At 62.3% G+C, this 16,792-nt stretch carries 13 protein-coding genes and 1 pseudogene; 5 read left to right on the forward strand and 9 right to left on the reverse strand.

Translation table 11 applies throughout. The features are described from left to right. Positions 1–28: 28 nt before the first annotated feature. The 6 genes from NKI59_RS25020 to NKI59_RS25045 form a co-directional block, all read right to left on the reverse strand. On the reverse strand, positions 29–1,810 hold the full coding sequence (locus tag NKI59_RS25020; RefSeq protein ID WP_352707582.1) for an NAD(P)-binding domain-containing protein: 1,782 nt from the start codon (positions 1,808–1,810) through the stop codon (positions 29–31). 139 nt (positions 1,811–1,949) lie between these two features. Beyond that, positions 1,950–3,983: an aldo/keto reductase gene (locus NKI59_RS25025; RefSeq protein WP_352707584.1), complete on the reverse strand. Its 2,034-nt coding sequence runs from the start codon at positions 3,981–3,983 to the stop codon at positions 1,950–1,952. 56 nt (positions 3,984–4,039) lie between these two features. Further along, on the reverse strand, positions 4,040–5,137 hold the full coding sequence (locus tag NKI59_RS25030; RefSeq protein ID WP_352707586.1) for an ABC transporter ATP-binding protein: 1,098 nt from the start codon (positions 5,135–5,137) through the stop codon (positions 4,040–4,042). An 8-nt stretch (positions 5,138–5,145) separates the two neighbouring features. Then, on the reverse strand, positions 5,146–5,997 hold the full coding sequence (locus NKI59_RS25035; protein WP_023675945.1) for a carbohydrate ABC transporter permease: 852 nt from the start codon (positions 5,995–5,997) through the stop codon (positions 5,146–5,148). Beyond that, a complete protein-coding gene (locus NKI59_RS25040; RefSeq protein ID WP_254817930.1) occupies positions 5,994–6,854 on the reverse strand; it encodes a carbohydrate ABC transporter permease in 861 nt (286 codons plus the stop codon). The genes NKI59_RS25035 and NKI59_RS25040 overlap by 4 nt, the downstream gene beginning before the upstream one ends. Positions 6,855–7,059: 205 nt before the next feature. Then, a complete protein-coding gene (locus NKI59_RS25045) occupies positions 7,060–8,331 on the reverse strand; it encodes an extracellular solute-binding protein (RefSeq protein ID WP_352707588.1) in 1,272 nt (423 codons plus the stop codon). Between the two features lie 106 nt (positions 8,332–8,437). Between NKI59_RS25045 and NKI59_RS25050 the strand changes: the two genes are divergently transcribed. Then, the gene (locus tag NKI59_RS25050) at positions 8,438–9,310 is read left to right on the forward strand and encodes a helix-turn-helix domain-containing protein (RefSeq protein WP_023675948.1); all 873 of its coding nucleotides are present in this window, start codon (positions 8,438–8,440) and stop codon (positions 9,308–9,310) included. Between the two features lie 9 nt (positions 9,311–9,319). On the opposite strand, the gene NKI59_RS25055 is transcribed toward NKI59_RS25050, so the two are convergent. Together NKI59_RS25055 and NKI59_RS25060 are read right to left on the reverse strand one after the other, a co-directional pair. Next, a complete protein-coding gene (locus NKI59_RS25055) occupies positions 9,320–10,558 on the reverse strand; it encodes a M24 family metallopeptidase (protein ID WP_352707590.1) in 1,239 nt (412 codons plus the stop codon). A gap of 187 nt (positions 10,559–10,745) precedes the next feature. Beyond that, a complete protein-coding gene (locus NKI59_RS25060) occupies positions 10,746–11,084 on the reverse strand; it encodes a hypothetical protein (RefSeq protein WP_352707592.1) in 339 nt (112 codons plus the stop codon). A gap of 367 nt (positions 11,085–11,451) precedes the next feature. Here NKI59_RS25060 and NKI59_RS25065 point away from each other — a divergent pair. The 4 genes and pseudogenes from NKI59_RS25065 to NKI59_RS25080 form a co-directional block, all read left to right on the forward strand. Next, positions 11,452–11,788 (forward strand): annotated as a pseudogene (locus tag NKI59_RS25065) (ferritin-like domain-containing protein); the annotation flags it as partial. A gap of 489 nt (positions 11,789–12,277) precedes the next feature. Further along, entirely contained in the window at positions 12,278–13,492 is a 1,215-nt protein-coding gene (locus NKI59_RS25070) for a glycosyltransferase family protein (RefSeq protein ID WP_352457171.1), read from the forward strand. Position 13,493: 1 nt separating this feature from the next. Beyond that, positions 13,494–14,738, forward strand: coding sequence for a glycosyltransferase (locus NKI59_RS25075; RefSeq protein WP_352577349.1), 1,245 nt, complete (start codon positions 13,494–13,496; stop codon positions 14,736–14,738). Next, positions 14,735–15,919, forward strand: a complete 1,185-nt coding sequence (locus NKI59_RS25080) for a glycosyltransferase family protein (RefSeq protein WP_352707595.1) — start codon at positions 14,735–14,737, stop codon at positions 15,917–15,919. Before NKI59_RS25075 ends, NKI59_RS25080 begins: the two co-directional genes overlap by 4 nt. Positions 15,920–16,113: 194 nt before the next feature. Here the strand turns inward: NKI59_RS25080 and NKI59_RS25085 are convergent, their stop codons facing one another. After that, positions 16,114–16,782 (reverse strand): class I SAM-dependent methyltransferase, encoded by a 669-nt coding sequence (locus NKI59_RS25085; protein WP_156937317.1) that lies wholly within the window; start codon positions 16,780–16,782, stop codon positions 16,114–16,116. Between the last annotated feature and the right edge of the window lie 10 nt (positions 16,783–16,792).

Here is a 16,792-nt window from a genome sequence, read left to right on the forward strand (position 1 = left end):
CAAGGGGAGAAGGGAAGGGCCGCGCAGCCTACTCCCCCGGCGCTCCATAGACCGGCGTCGCAATGCCTTCCATGCGCGCCTTGATCTGCAGCGCGACGTACTTCGAATAGAAGCGCGACAGCGCCAGATTGCCGCCGTGGAACCACAGCGCTTCCTGTGCCGTCGGCTTCCACATGTTGCGCAATTCGCCTTGCCACGGCCCGGGATCGCCTTTCACGCCCGAGCCAATCCCCCAGCACGGGCCGACCTTGTCGGCGACTTCGCGCGAGACGATCGCCGCCACCGTTTCGTTCATCGACTGATAGCCGGTGCAGGCGATGATCGCGTCGGCCGTGAGTTCGGTGCCGTCGTCGAAGAGAATGCCTGTCGGCGTCAGCGACTTGATCCCGACGCCGCTGCGGATGCCGATCTCGCCGTCGATGATCAGATCGCAGGCGCCGACGTCGATATAGAAACCCGAGCCCGTGCGGTAGGCCTTCATCAGGAGCCCGGTCTCGTCGTCGCCGAAATCGATGGCGAAGCCGGCGCCGCGCAAGCGATCGTAGAAGGCCGCGTCGCGCGCCTTGATGATGTCGTAAAGCGCGCGCTGGCCTTGCGGCAGCAGCGCGAACGGCGTCGAGGCGACGATCATGTCGGCCTTCTCGGTGGTGATGCCGCGGGCCAGCGCCTTTTCCGAAAAGATCTCGAAACCGATCTCCATCAGCGTGTCCGACTTGACCACCGTCGTCGGCGAGCGCTGGACCATGGTCACCTCAGCGCCGCTCTCCCAGAGGTCGACGCTGACGTCATGGCCGGAACTTGCCGCGCCGATGACGGCGACCTTTTTGCCGCGGAATTTCTCGCCGCTGGAATACTGGCTGGAATGCAAGATTTCGCCGTCGAAGACCTCGGCGCCCGGCAGGTCGATGCGCCTGGGCGGGCCATAAGCACCGGTTGCAAAGACGATGTGCCTGGGCTTCAGCGTGATGCGCTCGCCGGCGCGATCGAGCTCGACCGTCCAGATTTTTTCGGCGTCGTCGTAGGACGCGCTGACGCATGTCGTGGAGGTCCAGTAGTTGAGCTCCATGACGCGCGTATACATTTCCAGCCAGTCGCCCATCTTGTCCTTGGGCGTGAACACCGGCCAGTTCTCGGGAAACGGGATGTAGGGCAGATGGTCGTACCAGACCGGGTCGTGCAGCACGAGCGAGCGATAGCGATTGCGCCAGGAATCGCCGGCCTGCGCATTCTTCTCAATGACGATGGCCGGCACGCCCAATTGCCTGAGCCGCGCCCCCAGCATGATGCCGCCGTGGCCGCCGCCGATAACCAGGCAGTAGGGCTGCTGGCTAACGCCGAGATCACGCGCCTCGCGGCGCCTCGCCTCCAGCCAGGTCTCGCGTTCCGGATCCGCCTTGTGGCGGACGCCCAGCGGCCGCGCCGGGCCCTTGCGCTCCTCCAACCCCTTGAGATCGCTCATCGCCGTAAACAGCGTCCGGCATTTGCCGTCCCTGAGGCGCATGATGCCATGGCCCCACGCCGATGACGTCTCGAAAGAAAACCAGGCCTCGATCGTGCCCTCGTCCGAAGTCGCTTCGCCGCTGAGCTGCCACTGGGCAGGCCTAGTCATTGCCAGCGTCGCCGCCAGCATGTCGCGGATCGCGGCGCGGCCTTCCATCGTCTTGATGTTCCAGGTGAAGGTCAGCAGATCGCGCCAGTAGCAGTCCTCGACGAACAAATTGGTTGCGGCCTCGACGTCGCCGGCCTCGAGCGCCCGGGCAAAGGAATCGAGCCAGGTGGCCGCCTGTTTCGTCGGTGCGATGTCGAGCATCTGTCTTCCCTAACTTCCAGTGACGTTTGCGCTGCCCTCATTCTTACCCTTTCCGGGTTCTTTGCGGGAGAGGGTGAGGGCAGCGCAAACAGTCCGGAAGCTAAGGGGCCAACGTAGGCCGAAGCGATCGCCGCTGCCGTCAGGCCTGCGCGCGGGCCTGATCCGAACCGCTATCCAGCCATGCAAGATCGTCCGGCGAAAGTGAAATGTCGAGCGCCTGGAGGCTGTCTTCCAATTCGTCGAGCGTGCGCGGCCCGATCAGCGGGACGGACGGAAAGGGCTGCGCCAGGACATAGGCGAGCGCGACGTGGATCGGGCTTTTGCCCAGCCGTCTGGCGAGCTCGATGGCGCGGTCGCGACGGCCGAAATTCCTCTCCGAATACCAGACCCGGACCAGCTCCTCATTGTCGCGCCGGTCGCGGCCGGCGCGGTCGGTGAAGAAGCCGCGGCCTTGGCTCGACCAGGCGAAATTCGGCATCTGCCGGGCGGCGAGCCAGGCCTTCCATTCGTCGCTGGAGGAGGTGACGCAGCCTGCCCAGATCGGCTCCAGCATTTCGGCCAGCGAGAAATTGTTGGAAAGCGCACCGGGCTTCTGCTTGCCGGTGCGCTCGGCATAGGCAATCGCCTCATCCATGCGTTCCATCGTCCAGTTCGAGCCGCCGAACGGACCGCGAATGCGGCCGGCCTTGACCTCGCGGTCCATCGCATCGACGAACTCGTCGACCGGCACATCCGGATTGTCGCGGTGCATGAAATAGACGTCGATATGGTCGGTCTGCAGCCGTTCGAGCGACTGGGTGAGCTGTTTGCCGATGACGTCGGGATAGCAGAGCGGCGAGTGCGCGCCCTTGCCGATGACCACCGACTGCTCGCGCACGCCGCGGTTCTTCAGCCACTGGCCGAGCAGCGTCTCGGTATAGCCGGAACCATAGACGAAGGCGGTGTCGAACAGATTGCCGCCGGCCTCGAAATAGGCATCGAGCAGGATGGCGCCCGACGAAAAGGTGCGGAAATCCTCGAAGCCGAGCGCCAGGCACGAGGCCGGCCGCGGCAGGCCCGGAATGCTGCGCTTGGGGATGGCGGTTCCGCCGGAGCGCAGCTTCCGTCCGGAGATCGTGTTGACGCGCTTTGCCGGTTTCTCGATGTCGTATTCGAGCCCGATTGCGGCCCGCCATTTGTCGAGCACGCGCAGATTGCCGAGACTGTCGGCCCAGCCCATGCCGGGCCAGGCGAACTCCTGCTTTCCGCCGAGAATGGCCTCGCCGGCGGCGTCGACCTCAAATGCGTACAGCCAGCCGTCCTCCCTGACCTCGACCACCTCGGTGTCACCCGGACGGATGATGCGGATTTCGCCGGTGCCGCCTTGCTGGCCGCCGGCATACCAGAAATCCGCCACCTCGATGCGGCCTTTGCTGCCGAGAATACGCAAGACATTGTCCTGAGCGAGCGAGATGCTGCAGGACACTTCCGCGACGATGCCGCCCGGAAAATGCAACAGCGCCGACGCCCATTCGTCGACGCCGGATTGGCCGAGATGCGCAGCGCCGACGACTTTGTCCGGCTCGGCGAAGGGCTTTCCCACTGCTGCGCCGGCAATCAGCCGCGCCATCGAGACGGGATAACCGCCGACATCGAGAATGCCGCCGCCGGCGAGATCCTTGGCGTAGAGACGGTGCTCCGGCATGAAGCCCGGCATGGCGAAGCCGAAGCTGGATTTGATCATCTTGATGTCGCCGATCGCGCCGGCCCTGATCACCTCGACCAGCTTGGCCGTCTGCGGATGCAGCCGGTACATGAAGGCTTCGCCGAGAAAGGTGCCGGCCTTGCGCGCGGCATGGATCATGGCGTCGGCTTCGAATGCGGTCAGGCCAAGCGGCTTTTCGCAAAGCACGTGCTTTCCGGCCTCGGCCGCCTTGATCGCCCATTCGGCATGGCTCGGATGCGGCGTCGAAATATAGATCGCGTCGACATCCGGATCGCCAACCAAAGCCTCGTAGCCGTCCAGGATGCGGGCGCCGGGGAAAGCCTCGGTGAGCCCCGCCTTGCCGGGATTGCGCGCCCCTAAGGCGACCAATGTGCCGGTGCGCGAATGGGCGACGCCCCCGGCAAAAGCCTTGGCGATGTTGCCGGGCCCGAGAATGCCCCAGCGAACTTTTTCTGGTTTGGACGTCATGTCAAATCTCCGTGGGGTGGCCGCGAGCAATCGCGATCGGACAAAAGAAAGATGGGTTAGCGAATGCGTGCGCCGGTGGCGTCGAAGAGAAGCGAGCGGTCGGCCCTGATCGACACCACCAGGTCGTCGCCGTTCGCGCGATGCCGCGAGGCCTCGCGCTCGATGATCAGTTCCTCGCGTCCGCCCCCGGTACCGGAATTGGCATAGACATAGCTCACCGATCCCAAGTGCTCGGCGACGTCGGCCTTGAGGGTAAGGTCGCAATCGCCCTGGCCGGCGTCGAAGAAATGCTCCGGCCGCACGCCAAGCACGACATCGCCGCCTGTTGCAGGCAAGGCATCCGAAAGCGGCTTGCGCAGTCGCGCGCCGCGATGATTGACCAGTTCGACGACCGCCGCACCGTTGTCGGCCCCGACCATTTTTGCCGCCAGGAAGTTCATTTTCGGCGAGCCGACGAAGCCGGCAACGAAGCGGTTGGCGGGGTCGTCGTAGAGATCGAGCGGCGCGCCTATCTGCTCGATATTGCCGGCGTTGAGCACGACGATCCTGTCGGCCAGCGTCATCGCCTCGGTCTGGTCGTGCGTCACATAGACCATGGTAACGCCGAGTTCCTTATGAAGGCGCGATATCTCGACGCGCATCTGCACCCGGAGCTCGGCATCGAGATTGCTGAGCGGTTCGTCGAACAGGAACACTTGCGGCTCACGCACGATGGCGCGGCCGATGGCGACGCGCTGGCGCTGGCCGCCCGACAATTGCCGCGGCCGCCGCTTCATCAGCTCGGCGATGCGCAGGATTTCGGAAGCCCGCTTCACCCGCCGCTCGGTATCTGCCTTGGGGTTGCCGGTCATTCTCAGGCCGAAGCTCAGATTCTGCTCGACCGTCATGTGCGGATAGAGCGCGTAGGACTGGAACACCATGGCGATGCCGCGATCGGCTGCCTCGACGTCGTTCACCACTTTGCCGCCAATTGCGATCTCGCCGTCGCTGATGTCCTCGAGCCCGGCGATCATCCGAAGCAGCGTGGACTTGCCGCAGCCGGAAGGGCCGACGAAGACGACGAATTCGCCGTCATCGATGTCGATATTGGCGCCGTGGACGATCTCGAAGACGCCGAAGCGCTTGATGACGTTTTTGAGTGTGACTGCCGCCATGCTGATCCTTACTTGATGGCGCCGGCGGCGATGCCGGCAACGAAATGGCGCTGCAGAAGCACGAACACGACGAGCATTGGCGCCGTCAGCATCACCGCGCCCGCCATGATGCCGCCCCAGGACACCTTGGTGAGACCGATCAGCGTGCCGAGCGCCACGGGCGCGGTCATTGCGCCCGGCTTGGAATTGATCAGCAGCGGCCAGAGATAGTTGTTCCAGGAGGCAAGGAAGAGGATGATGGCGAGCGCCGCCAGCATCGGCCGCGCCAGAGGCAGTGCGACGAACAGGAATATCCGCCATTCCTTGACGCCCTCGACCTTGGCGGCGTCGAACAGCTCGTGCGGCATCATCGAAAAACTCTGCCGCATGAAGAGCACGCCCAGCGAATTGAACAGCGGCGGCACGATCAGCGCCACCCAAGTGTTGGCGAGCTTGAAGTCGCGCGCCACCATGATGAATTGCGGGATCAGCACGACCGCATAGGGCAGCGTGATGGTGCCGAAGATGATGGCGACGACCATGCCCTTGCCGAAGAAGTTGTAACGCGCCAGCGCCCAGCCGGCCATCGAGGTCAGCATCACCGACAGGAAGGTATAGGTCACCGCCACCGACACGGAGATGCCGATGGCGCCGATGAAATTGGTGCCGCGCTGCAGATTGCTGACATTGTCGAGGAAATTGCCATGCGGCAAAAGCTCGATGTCGGGGCTGAAGATGCCGTTGTCGGGCATCGTCGAAAAAACCACCATCATCCACAGCGGAAACAGCCAGACCAGCGCCAGCGGCGTCAGGAACAGATGCAGCGCGATGCTGCGTCCCAATCTGGCCTGGGAACGGCTGACTCTTGAGTGCGAGGTCATTTCGGTTCCCTCGTCAGCCATATCTGCACCAGCGAAATGGCAATCGCCAGCCCGGCCATGGTGTAGGCGACGGCCGAAGCGTAGCCGAAATTGAGCGACCGGAAGCCCTGGCGGTAAAGCAGCAGCCCGAGCGTTTCGGTGCCGCCGCCCGGCCCGCCGCGCTCGGTGATCAGGAAGGGCTCGGTGAACAGCTGCATGGTGCCGATGATCGACAGCACGGCGCAGAACACGATGATCGGCTTGAGCAGCGGCAGCGTGATGTAGAAGAACTGTTTGACCTTGCTGACCCGGTCCAGGGTCGCCGCCTCGTAGACATCCTCGGGAATCGACTGCAGGCCGGCGAGCAGGATGATGGCGTTGTAGCCGGCCCAGCGCCACGTCACCGCCATCATGATCACCGCCATCGCCGGGGTGACGTTGGTAAACCAGTCGACACTGGGCAGGCCGATGCTGTTCAGCAATTTGTTGATGATGCCGTAGTCGAGATTGAACATCAGCCGGAAAACCGCCGAATAGGCGACCTCGCCGACCACGACCGGCGCGAAGAAGGCAAAGCGGAACAGGCCACGGGCCTTGAGCAGTGGCGAATTCAAAAGCACCGCCATCACAATCGCCAGCGAAATCATCACCGGCACCTGGATGACAAGGATCAGCAATGTGTTCTTCAAGGCATTGAAGAAGGCCGGATCGCCGATCAGCCGGCCCCAGTTGAAGGTCGGCGCGAAGCGCCACGGCACGGTGCGCGTCGCCTGGAACGAGATCAGGAAAGAATCGATGATCGGCCACAGCCAGAAGATCGAAAAAATCAGCAGATACGGCGCGAGGAAGCGATACGCCGTGGCGTTCTGGTAGCGCATCGTTTTCCTCCTTTCTGCTTTCAAGTTCTTGCCTTCTCCCCTTGTGGGAGAAGGTGGATCGGCGCGTAGCGCCGAGACGGTTGAGGGGTGATGGCCGGAGTGCCGCCGGCGCCAAGCTGGAGCACCCCTCATCCGTCGCCTTCGGCGATACCTTCTCCCCCTTGGGGAGAAGGGGAGCCGCGCGCTCGGAGCCGCCTCGTCTAGATCACGACTTGACCGGCAGGCCGGTCGCCGCGGCGATCTGGCTTGCGGCATCGTCGAGCGCTGCTTTGGCGTCGGGATAGCCGCCGGCCAGATATTTGGTCTGCACCGCGCGGATGATGATTTCGGCGTCGCTCTGGAACGGCGTGCCGCGGCTGGGGACGACCTTGGGCAAGGTGCCGAGGATGTCCTTCCACACGGCTTGGCCACCCCAATAGGGCAGGCCTTCGGAGACATAAGGGTCGTTGAGCGCCGAGATCAGCGACGGCACCAGGCCGAAGCCTTTCAGCATGGTGATCTGGCCCTCATTCGTCGCAAGCGTGTATTTCAGATAGGCGTAGGCGGCTTCCTTGTTCTTCGACACCGAGGTGATGGCGAGCGAGGAGCCGCCGAGATTGGCGGCGCGCGGACCGTCGGCGGTCAGGCTCGGCATCAGATAGACGCCCCATTTGCCTGCCCCATCGGGCGATTCGGTGCGCACGGTGCCTTCATACCAGCCGCCATACATCTGCGTGGCGACCTTGCCGGCGGTGTTGTTGGTGATCTTGGTGCTCCAGTCGGCAGAGGAAATGATGCCGGCGTCCTTCATCTCCTTGATCTTGGTCATGGCATTGACGCATTTGGGCTGGTTGACCGTGATCGATTGCCCGTCGGCGGAGAAGTAGGCGCAACCCTGCTCGTTGGAGATCATGCGGAAGAATTCGGAATCGCCGTTGAAATCGGCGTTGGTCATCGTGACGCCGGGATTGGCGGCCTGGATTTTCTTGGCGGCGGCGATGAAATCGTCCCAGGTCTTGATCGAGGACGGATCGACGCCAGCCTTCTCGTAGAAGTCGCGGCGGTAGAACATCGCCACTGGACCGGAATCCCAGGGCATCGCATAGGCCTTGTCGTCAACCTCGAGCTCGGTACGCTTGAAGTCGGGGAATTTTGCCTGGTCTTCCGCGGTGTAGCCGAGCGTATGCAGGTCGACGAAGCAATCCGGGAACTGGCTCCAGTAGTTTTCGGCTTCGCCGTTCTCGATCGTAACGATGTCAGGCAGCCCCTCGCCGCCGGCGGCACAGCCGGCGATCGATTTGTCGTAGGTCGGCTGGTTGCCAAGGTCCTCGACCGTCACCTTGATGTCGGGATACTGCTTGTTGAAGCCCGCTATGGTGGCCTTCAGCGACGAAGCGGCGATATTCCAGCTCCAGATCGTGATTTCACCGGACTGCGCAAAGGCCGGGCTGGAGCCCAAGGCAAGCGCGAGCGCGGCGCAGGTCAATTTTATGCGCATTGAAATCCTCCCATTTCAGTTGCTCTCTGTTTGCGAGCGTGGCTAGACTAGGCCTCGGGAAAGCCTTGTCCGCGACAAAGGGAATAAGAAATGAGCGGAAAGTAAGATGCCGGAAAGGCCGTTTTACCAGCCTGGCGCCAGCAGCGTGGAGGGCCTGCCGCTGCTGCTGCAGATGTTCCACACCCAGCCCCTGGTGATGCTCAAGCCGCATTGGCACGCCCAGGTTGAGGTGAATTTCATCGTGCGCGGGGCCGTGCATTACCGTATGGACGGGCACGGGCTTTCGCTCTCTGCTGGCGACATGTGTCTGTTCTGGGGCGGCCTGCCGCACCAGATGGACGAAGCCTCCGACGATGCCATCTATGCCGGCGCGCATCTGCCGCTGGTGCATTTCTTCCGGCTGCATTTGCCCGTGGAGGTCCGCAACAGGCTGATGACCGGCGCGACGCTGGTGACCGACGCCACCGACCGGTCGGACGACCACAATTTCGAGCGCTGGAACCGCTATGCCCGCTCCGGCGACCCGGTCAAGGCCGAGCATGCCGTCAACGAGCTTTTGCTGCGGCTGGAGCGGGTGCGCTTCGAGCCTTACCGGCTGGTGCCCGAAACCCCGGTCGAACAGGAGATAGGCAGTCCCTTCGATCAGCAATCGCTGCGCAATGTCGGGCGCATGTGCGACTTCATCGCCGAGAATTTCCTCTACGAGATCGATTGCGTCGACATCGCCGCGGCGGCCGATATCCATCCCAAATACGCCATGAGCATCTTCAAGAAATCGACCGGCATGACGCTCAATGAATATGTGAATTTGCTGCGCCTCAGCTACGCGCAGGCGCTGCTGATGCATCAGGATGCCAATGTGCTGCGCGTCGCCATGGAATCGGGCTTCGGCTCGCTCAGTGCCTTCAACAAGTCGTTCCGCAAGCTTTCCGGCATGTCGCCGTCGGATTTCCGCAGGGGCGTGGCCGGCGCCAGATAACGGCTGGATTCAGCCGATAATATCCAGGCGCCTCGGCAGGCGGTTCATCGGTGACGGACCGTTGGCGGTGATCAGGAACTGGTCCTCGAGATTGAAGCTGGCGAGACCGTCGATGTAGAGCGGGATCTCGAATGCCAGCACCATGCCGGCCTCGATCACGACATTGCTGTCGGCCGAGATGAACGGCCATTGCTCGGAAAACACGGAATGGCCGACCCCGTGGCCGAAATGGCCGCGGCGATAGGAATGCAGGCCCTGGCGCGCCAGGCTTTCGCTGGCGGCGCGATGCACGGCGGCTAACGGCTTTCCGGGCACAAGCGCGGCAAGCCCGTCGGCGAAGGCGCGTTCGGCTATCGCATGCAATTCGGCCTGTTCGGGCGACGGCGGCCCGAAGGTGAAATTCCGCGACATATCCGAGGCATAGCCGTTCACGCTGCACACCATGTCGGCCTTCAGCGGATCGCCGGCGGCGGCGACGGCGTCGGCGCCTTTTGGGCGAGCGCCCAGCGTGACGTATTCCGCCGTCGAGATTTGCTGCGACGACCCGGCGGCTGCATCCGCGACGCCTTGCCGGTAAAGCGCGACCAGCTCAGACTGACGCATGCCGGTCGTCGCATGCTGCTGCAGCCGCGACAGGCCGGCTTCCGACAGGGCGATGCCCTGCTGCAGAAGGTCGATCTCGCTCTGCGATTTGATTGCCCGCAGCCTGTCGAGAACCGGCGAGCCGTTGACCAGGGCAGTGCCCGGCAATATCGCCTGCATCGCGGAAAAATCGCTGGCCGAGACGAAATCCAGCTCGATGCCGAGCGTCGCACGCTCCAGCCCGAATTCTGCGAGGATCGTTTTCAGCTCGCGGACGGAGCGGGCAAGCTCGAAGGTCGCCGGACGTGAAAAACCGGGGGCGCGGCCAACCAAGCCGGCCTCGATGCGCTGCGCAACAGGCCGGTCGGCCGTCGCCGGCTCGAGCGACGCCGATTCGATCCAGATCGCATGCGTGCGCAGCACGGCGCCGGCCATCGCCGCCCGGAGCTGGGCAGCCTGGAAATCCGCCACCACGACGCCGATCGGCAGGTCGCCTCGCTTGGGAATAACGACGAAACCGGCGCCGGCCCGCCGGAACAGGCCGGCCGGGCCGATCCAGGCACCGGTGGCATATTGGAACGCCTCGGGCTCGCAAAGCACCATCGCCTCGATGCCGGCGCGCTGCATCAGGTCAGTTGCGCGCTCGCGGTCGACAAAGCCGGTCATGGGATCTCCTCGAATGCAATCGAATCCGACGCCGATGCGGCGGCGTTTGGCCTTAGCGTAGCTTCAGTGCCGCCGTGGAGCAGCTTTTTTCTGGAAGCGCTGTTCACCTTGAGAGTTCGTCGTCGGGAAACGAAAAAGCCGCGGCGAACCGCGGCTTTTCAACACAACAAGTGGCTGCTTCGAAAGTTTATTCGGTTTCGTCGGAAGTGTCGTCGGAACTGTCTGCCGCGTCATCCGCGGTCTGTCTTGCCAGCGCTGCCTGCAAGGCCAACGTGGCCTGTGGTGAGGCCGGTGTCGTCGCAACGACCGCCGCTGCATGAGCAACTCCGGTCGTCGACTTGTCCTTGGCCGCGGCGGACGTGGCGGCTCCGTGTCCCTGCGAGCCGGCCCCGGCCGAGTTTCCGCCGTTACCGTTGCTGCCGCCATTGCCGTTGCCATTGCCATTGCCCCCGGGAGCAGCGAGGACCGGAGACGCGACAAGGGTGAGAGCGGCTACAGTCGCGAATAGACAGGTGCGCGTTTTCATAGTTCCTCCTTCGAGTCGCCCTCCCGCCAGGATGGGTTCCAGATGAAAAACGTCAGGACTTCCGAATCCGAAAGTCGGCTGTTACCTAGCTTTGTTCAAATACAGTATTCTACAAGACGGACCTTGGTCCGAAATCGATACGCAAAAGTCCTGGATTTTATCGACAGCGTACTTCGGACGACCGCAGCGGCGGGATTTTTGCTGCCGGCAGATCCGGCGCCGCTACAGCGCAGTGTGCGTCGGCTGACATCAGGCTAGGGTCGAGGAAACCTCGCTGCTCGGCCATCGGTGAGATCATTCAAGGCGATTGAGGAACATTCCACATTTCGTGAAGTTGGGAGCGCAGGCGCGCTTTTGAGGTGCCAAAATGTTTGATGCCGACGGGCTTTGGGAGGAAGCCAGGATCCGCGTCACGCCTGCATTTCGTGTTTCGCGCCGCCGCGCATTGCAGTTTGGCCTGGGAGCAACGCTCGCTTCGGCCACCGGCCTTGCCCCGGTTTCCCGGGCCTATGCGCAGGATGAGGTCAAAGACGAAGACATTTTTTCCGGTTCGCCCTCAATCTCGAATATATGGAAGCCGAATATTACCTGCGCGGCACAACCGGAAAGGGATCGAAGACTCGGATGCCGGTCCGAAGGCCGGCGCTGTCGTTGGCGGCAAACAGGTCAGCTTTGACACGCCTGCAATCGGCGAGTTCATGCGCCCATGGCATCCAAAAAGCTAGTGAGTTCAATTGGCTCGCCCGAAAAGAGTCGAACTCCTGACCCCCAGATTCTGGTCTGAGAGTCGAGATCTAGGCGGTTCGAACGTGTCCCCTACTCCGTCAACGCTCCGGCTTCCCACCGCCAAGGCACATCATGGTTTAGGAGCTTGGCTTAGACGCTCGAAGTGAAGTACCCAGCCCATACCTTATTCCATTCTGGAGTTTCCACGTTGATCGTAGCGGTCAAGGCCGCCGAGAATCCGAGATGGTCAATACCAGCGAAATGATGCAGGTTCTTCTGGACCACGTGGCAAGCAGGCCGCTGAGCAGACGTAGCTTCCTGGTTTCAGCATATGGACCCTCTTTGTAATACGAATTGAAAATTGCGCCCTCATGTTTCAGAACAGGTCGGTAGACCCGCGAGGATGGTTTCGAATCCTGCGGGTCGCTCACGGTCCTCAAGGCGAGAATTCTAAGAGACGTTCAACAATGACCCAGCACGCAGAAAACGCTCGAATTCTCATGTACAGCCACGACACGTTCGGGCTCGGCCATTTGCAGCGCTGCCGGACTATCGCGCATTCGCTGGTCGAGGATTTCCGCGGACTTCAGGTGCTTATCATTTCGGGTGCGACTATCGCTGGCGCCTTCGACTACCGCGCCCGTGTCGACTTCGTGAAGATCCCCAGCGTCATCAAGCTGCGCAACGGCGAATACACCTCGCTGGAAAAGGACATCGATCTGCATGAGACGCTAAGGATGCGCCAGTCGATCATCCGCCATACAGCTGAGACCTTCCGGCCGGATATCTTCATCGTCGACAAGGAACCGCTCGGCCTGCGCGGTGAGATTGAGGACACGCTGTCCTACCTCAAGACGCGGGGCACCACGCTGGTGCTTGGCCTGCGCGAGGTGATGGATGCGCCGCATCTGCTCGAAGCAGAGTGGGCACGCAGAGACGTGATGCGCAAGATAGGCGTCTTCTACGACAAGGTCTGGGCCTATGGTCCGCCGGATTTCTACGATCCGTTGACCGGCTTGGATGTGCCCCCGGCTGTCAGGGCAAAGATGAGGTTCGTCGGTTTCCTGCAACGGAGCCTGCAGCGGAACGAGTTGCCCGGCCACCGGCCCGAGGGCGATTATATCCTCATTACTACCGGTGGCGGCGGTGACGGCGCCGATCTGATCCACGACGTCATTGATGCCTATCAGCAGGATCCGCAATTGCAGCATAGAGCCCTGATCGTGCTTGGGCCTTACATGCCGGCGCGCAAGCGCAACAAGCTGCTCAAGAAGGGGTCCAAGATCCCCTACATCAAGATCATCGAGTTCGACAACCGCATGGAAGACCTGATTGCCGGCGCCAAGGCGGTAGTGGCGATGGGCGGCTACAACACCTATTGCGAGATACTGTCTTTCGACAAGCCGGCGCTGATCGTGCCGCGCGTCGAGCCCCGCCAGGAACAACTGATCCGCGCACGGCGCGCAGCCGAACTCGGCCTCATCGAGATGCTTTTGCCGGAAGAAGCCGAGGATTCCCGGCGGTTTGCTGATGCATTGAAGGTGCTGCCGGACCGGCCCCGCCCATCGCAGAGCAATCCGCATCTGACGCTGGAGGGGCTGCCTCATATTTCCGAAATCGTCGCGGAACTGCTCGACCGGCGGGCCGGCCATCACCTTTCGGTCATTGAAGGAATGACCTGAGTTGCAACATCGCAAGATCGTCGTGGTTCTGAAGGGTTATCCGCGGCTGTCCGAAACCTTCATCGCGCAGGAACTGCTCGGTCTTGAGCGTGCGGGGTTCGACCTGATACTCGTCGCGCTCAGGCGGCCGACCGACGAAAAACGCCACCCCGTGCATGACGAGATCAAAGCGCCCGTCCATTATCTGCCGGAATATCTGCATGAAGAGCCGCTGCGCGTGCTTCGCTCGCTGTTTGCCTGTCTGCTGCGTCCGGGCTTCTGGCGCGCGCTCGGATCGCTGGCTGCCGATATGCCCCGCGACTTTACGCGCAATCGCGCGCGCCGCTTCGGGCAAGCGCTCGTGCTGGCGGCCGAATGGCCGGAAAACGCGGGCTGGCTGCATGCACATTTCGCGCACACGCCTGCATCGGTGACGCGCTATGCCAGCCAGCTTCGTGGCCTGCCCTGGACCTGCTCGGCCCATGCCAAGGACATCTGGACTTCGGCGGACTGGGATCTGGCCGGCAAGCTTTCCTCGGCGCGCTGGACGGTCACTTGCACGAAAACCGGCTTCGATCGTCTGAAAAAACTCGCTAACGGCAACTCGTCTGTGCATCTGAGCTATCATGGGCTCGACCTTGATCGCTTCGGCAGTTTCGGCGAGGCGCGAAAGCAGCATGACGGCTCGGCTCCGGACGAACCGGTTGTCGTTCTGAGTGTCGGGCGCGCCGTTGAAAAGAAAGGTTACGATACGTTGCTGGAGGCCCTTGCCCTGTTGCCCGGCGATTTGGCGTGGCGTTTCGAGCATATCGGCGGCGGCGAAGAACTGGAACGGTTCAAGGCGCTGGCGCAAAAGCTCGGCCTGGATGGTCGCGTCTCTTGGAAAGGCGCGCTTGCGCAGGAGGAGGTGCTTGAGCGCTACCGCCGCGCCGACATCTTCGCCCTGGCCTGCAGGATCACCGCAAATGGCGACCGCGACGGTCTGCCGAACGTTCTGGTGGAGGCGGCTAGCCAGCGGCTTGCCTGCGTGTCGACCGATATTTCCAGCGTGCCGGAGCTTTTATCGCCGGATGAAACCGGGTTGCTGGTTCCGACGGAAAACCCGATTGCCCTGGCACAGGCGCTGGAGCGCCTGATCCGTGATCCCGTGCTCCGCGACCGCCTCGGCGACGCCGCAGAGCGGCGCGTGCGCGGCAATTTCGATCATATGGCAAGCATTGGACAGCTCAAGGAACTGTTTGAGCGGGAGTGGCGGGCCGCCGAATGAAGCGGCTGCGCGCTTTCTTCTATGTCCAGCACCTGCTCGGCATCGGCCATCTCGCGCGCGCCAGCCGCATTGCGGCGGCTCTGGTCGATGACGGGTTTGACGTTACCGTCGTGACCGGCGGAGCGCCGATCGCCGGGTTTCCGGGACTGGGTGTACAATCTGTAACCCTGCCACCTGTCACCTCCGGTGATGAAGGATTTTCGGGACTTGTCGACCTGCAAGGCAACCCGATCGACGATGATTTCAAGAAATGGCGTTCAGAGATGCTGCTGCAGGCATTCCGGGATTGCAGGCCTGATATCGTCATTGTCGAGGCGTTTCCATTTGGACGCCGGCAGATGCGTTTCGAACTCTTGCCGCTGATCGAGGCCATCGACGCGACGTCGCCCAGACCGCTGCTGGCGACGTCCGTCCGTGATATCCTCCAGGAGCGCGTCAAGCTGGGCCGAAACGAGGAAACGGTCGATCTCATCAACAGGCATTTCGATCTTGTTATGGTCCATGGCGATCCGGCTTTCGCAACCATCGACAAGACATTTCCACTGGCTGGGGCGATCAGGGCCGAGGTCACCTACACGGGGCTCGTTGCCGCGCCGCCATCGCCCGCGGCCTCCGAGCGCTTCGACGTTCTGGTGTCGGTTGGCGGCGGGGCTGCCGGAAAGAGCCTTGTCAGATCCACCATCGCAGCGGCGCGGAATGCCAACAACGCTTGGAAATGGTGTTTGATCACCGGCCCAAACCTGCCGAAAGACGAGTTTGACGCGATCGCACGCGATGCCACGCCGGGCCTGTCCATCTTCCGGTTCCGCGAGGATTTCGCCAGCCTGCTGACCGGCGCCCGCCTGTCAGTCTCGCAGGCGGGTTACAACACGGTCTGCGATGTCCTGCGCGCGGGTTGTCGCTCCCTGCTCGTCCCATTTGCAGCCGGCGGGGAAACCGAACAGACGGTTCGCGCCCTGATGCTCGAAGAACTCGGTCTTGCAACGGTGCTGATGGAAAAGGATCTGACGCCTGAAGGTTTGGCGCAAGCGATCGAACAAGCGCTTGTGGAACCGACGCCATCCGCGCATCGTCTCGATCTGGAAGGCGCGCGTCGCTCCGCGCAAATCCTGCGCGAGCGGCATCGAACATGGTCCCTAAATGTGGGGCCCGGTTTCGGAAAAGTTCATGATAGATCCTAGAGCGGTTCATCGTTTCACGCAGAACCGCTCTGTCTCTTTGTTTTGACGCAATTCCGGACGGAAAGCCGTTTCCACACTTTCCTGCAAATGCTCTAACGCGCGTCGCGTCTGGTGAGATTCGTGCGACGCGCTTCAAGTCCTGTTTTATGCGTGTCGTTGTCCCAAAACCGCTACGCGCTTTTGGGCGAAATGCATTAAACAGTTCCAATCAGCATGAAGCGCGTATAATTTTTTGTCGGCAGTTCGCCGGAGAACCGCACCTCCCGTAGCGCCGCCATTTCCTCGAAGGCTGCAAGCGAAGCCACGCAGTTGATGTGCGTCGGCTCGCTGAAATAATCGTTCGATTGCAGCAGTACATTCGTGCCCGGCGGAAGCAGAGCAAGCCAGGCGCGCAGATCGGCTATGTGTTCGCAGCTCGTATTGACTATCAGATCGGGCCGCCCGGCCGCATAGTCGAGTGCGTACATATCTGCCGTCAGCGCCCGGAACCGGTCGCCGGCTTCCCGGTTGAGGGTCCGGGCGACCGGCGCGACTTCGGGGTCGATGTCGATGCTATCGACCGCCGCGATGTCGAAGCGGGCGTCGTTGAAAAGCATTGCCGGCAATACGCCGTACCATCCACCCAGAACCCATATGCGCCCGAAGCGGCCGCCGCCGCTTTCGAACAGCCTATCGAGCGCCCACATCTTGCAGGCGACCTGCTTGTGGTTGAAGGCGTTGGCGATATCGGCCTTCGGATGCTTGGCGACGACGCGCGCCAGCCCTGCCACGAGAGGGCAGTTGACATAAGCAGCAATTCCCCGCGTGAGGTCCAAGGCTTGCTCGTGCCAGTCCATGGCATTGCGTGGTTGCGTGACATCCATCATAATTCGT

The organism is Mesorhizobium sp. M0598 (genome assembly GCF_040320865.1).
Taxonomy (GTDB): Bacteria; Pseudomonadota; Alphaproteobacteria; order Rhizobiales; family Rhizobiaceae; genus Mesorhizobium.

Excerpts from the sequence above, each read along its gene's own strand:
- NKI59_RS25020 (WP_352707582.1), bottom strand. The coding sequence starts at position 1,810 with ATGCTCGACATCGCACCGACGAAACAGGCGGCCACCTGGCTCGATTCC.
- NKI59_RS25025 (WP_352707584.1), bottom strand. The coding sequence starts at position 3,983 with ATGACGTCCAAACCAGAAAAAGTTCGCTGGGGCATTCTCGGGCCCGGC.
- NKI59_RS25030 (WP_352707586.1), bottom strand. The coding sequence starts at position 5,137 with ATGGCGGCAGTCACACTCAAAAACGTCATCAAGCGCTTCGGCGTCTTC.
- NKI59_RS25035 (WP_023675945.1), bottom strand. The coding sequence starts at position 5,997 with ATGACCTCGCACTCAAGAGTCAGCCGTTCCCAGGCCAGATTGGGACGC.
- NKI59_RS25040 (WP_254817930.1), bottom strand. The coding sequence starts at position 6,854 with ATGCGCTACCAGAACGCCACGGCGTATCGCTTCCTCGCGCCGTATCTG.
- NKI59_RS25045 (WP_352707588.1), bottom strand. The coding sequence starts at position 8,331 with ATGCGCATAAAATTGACCTGCGCCGCGCTCGCGCTTGCCTTGGGCTCC.
- NKI59_RS25050 (WP_023675948.1), top strand. The coding sequence starts at position 8,438 with ATGCCGGAAAGGCCGTTTTACCAGCCTGGCGCCAGCAGCGTGGAGGGC.
- NKI59_RS25055 (WP_352707590.1), bottom strand. The coding sequence starts at position 10,558 with ATGACCGGCTTTGTCGACCGCGAGCGCGCAACTGACCTGATGCAGCGC.
- NKI59_RS25060 (WP_352707592.1), bottom strand. The coding sequence starts at position 11,084 with ATGAAAACGCGCACCTGTCTATTCGCGACTGTAGCCGCTCTCACCCTT.
- NKI59_RS25070 (WP_352457171.1), top strand. The coding sequence starts at position 12,278 with ATGACCCAGCACGCAGAAAACGCTCGAATTCTCATGTACAGCCACGAC.
- NKI59_RS25080 (WP_352707595.1), top strand. The coding sequence starts at position 14,735 with ATGAAGCGGCTGCGCGCTTTCTTCTATGTCCAGCACCTGCTCGGCATC.
- NKI59_RS25085 (WP_156937317.1), bottom strand. The coding sequence starts at position 16,782 with ATGGATGTCACGCAACCACGCAATGCCATGGACTGGCACGAGCAAGCC.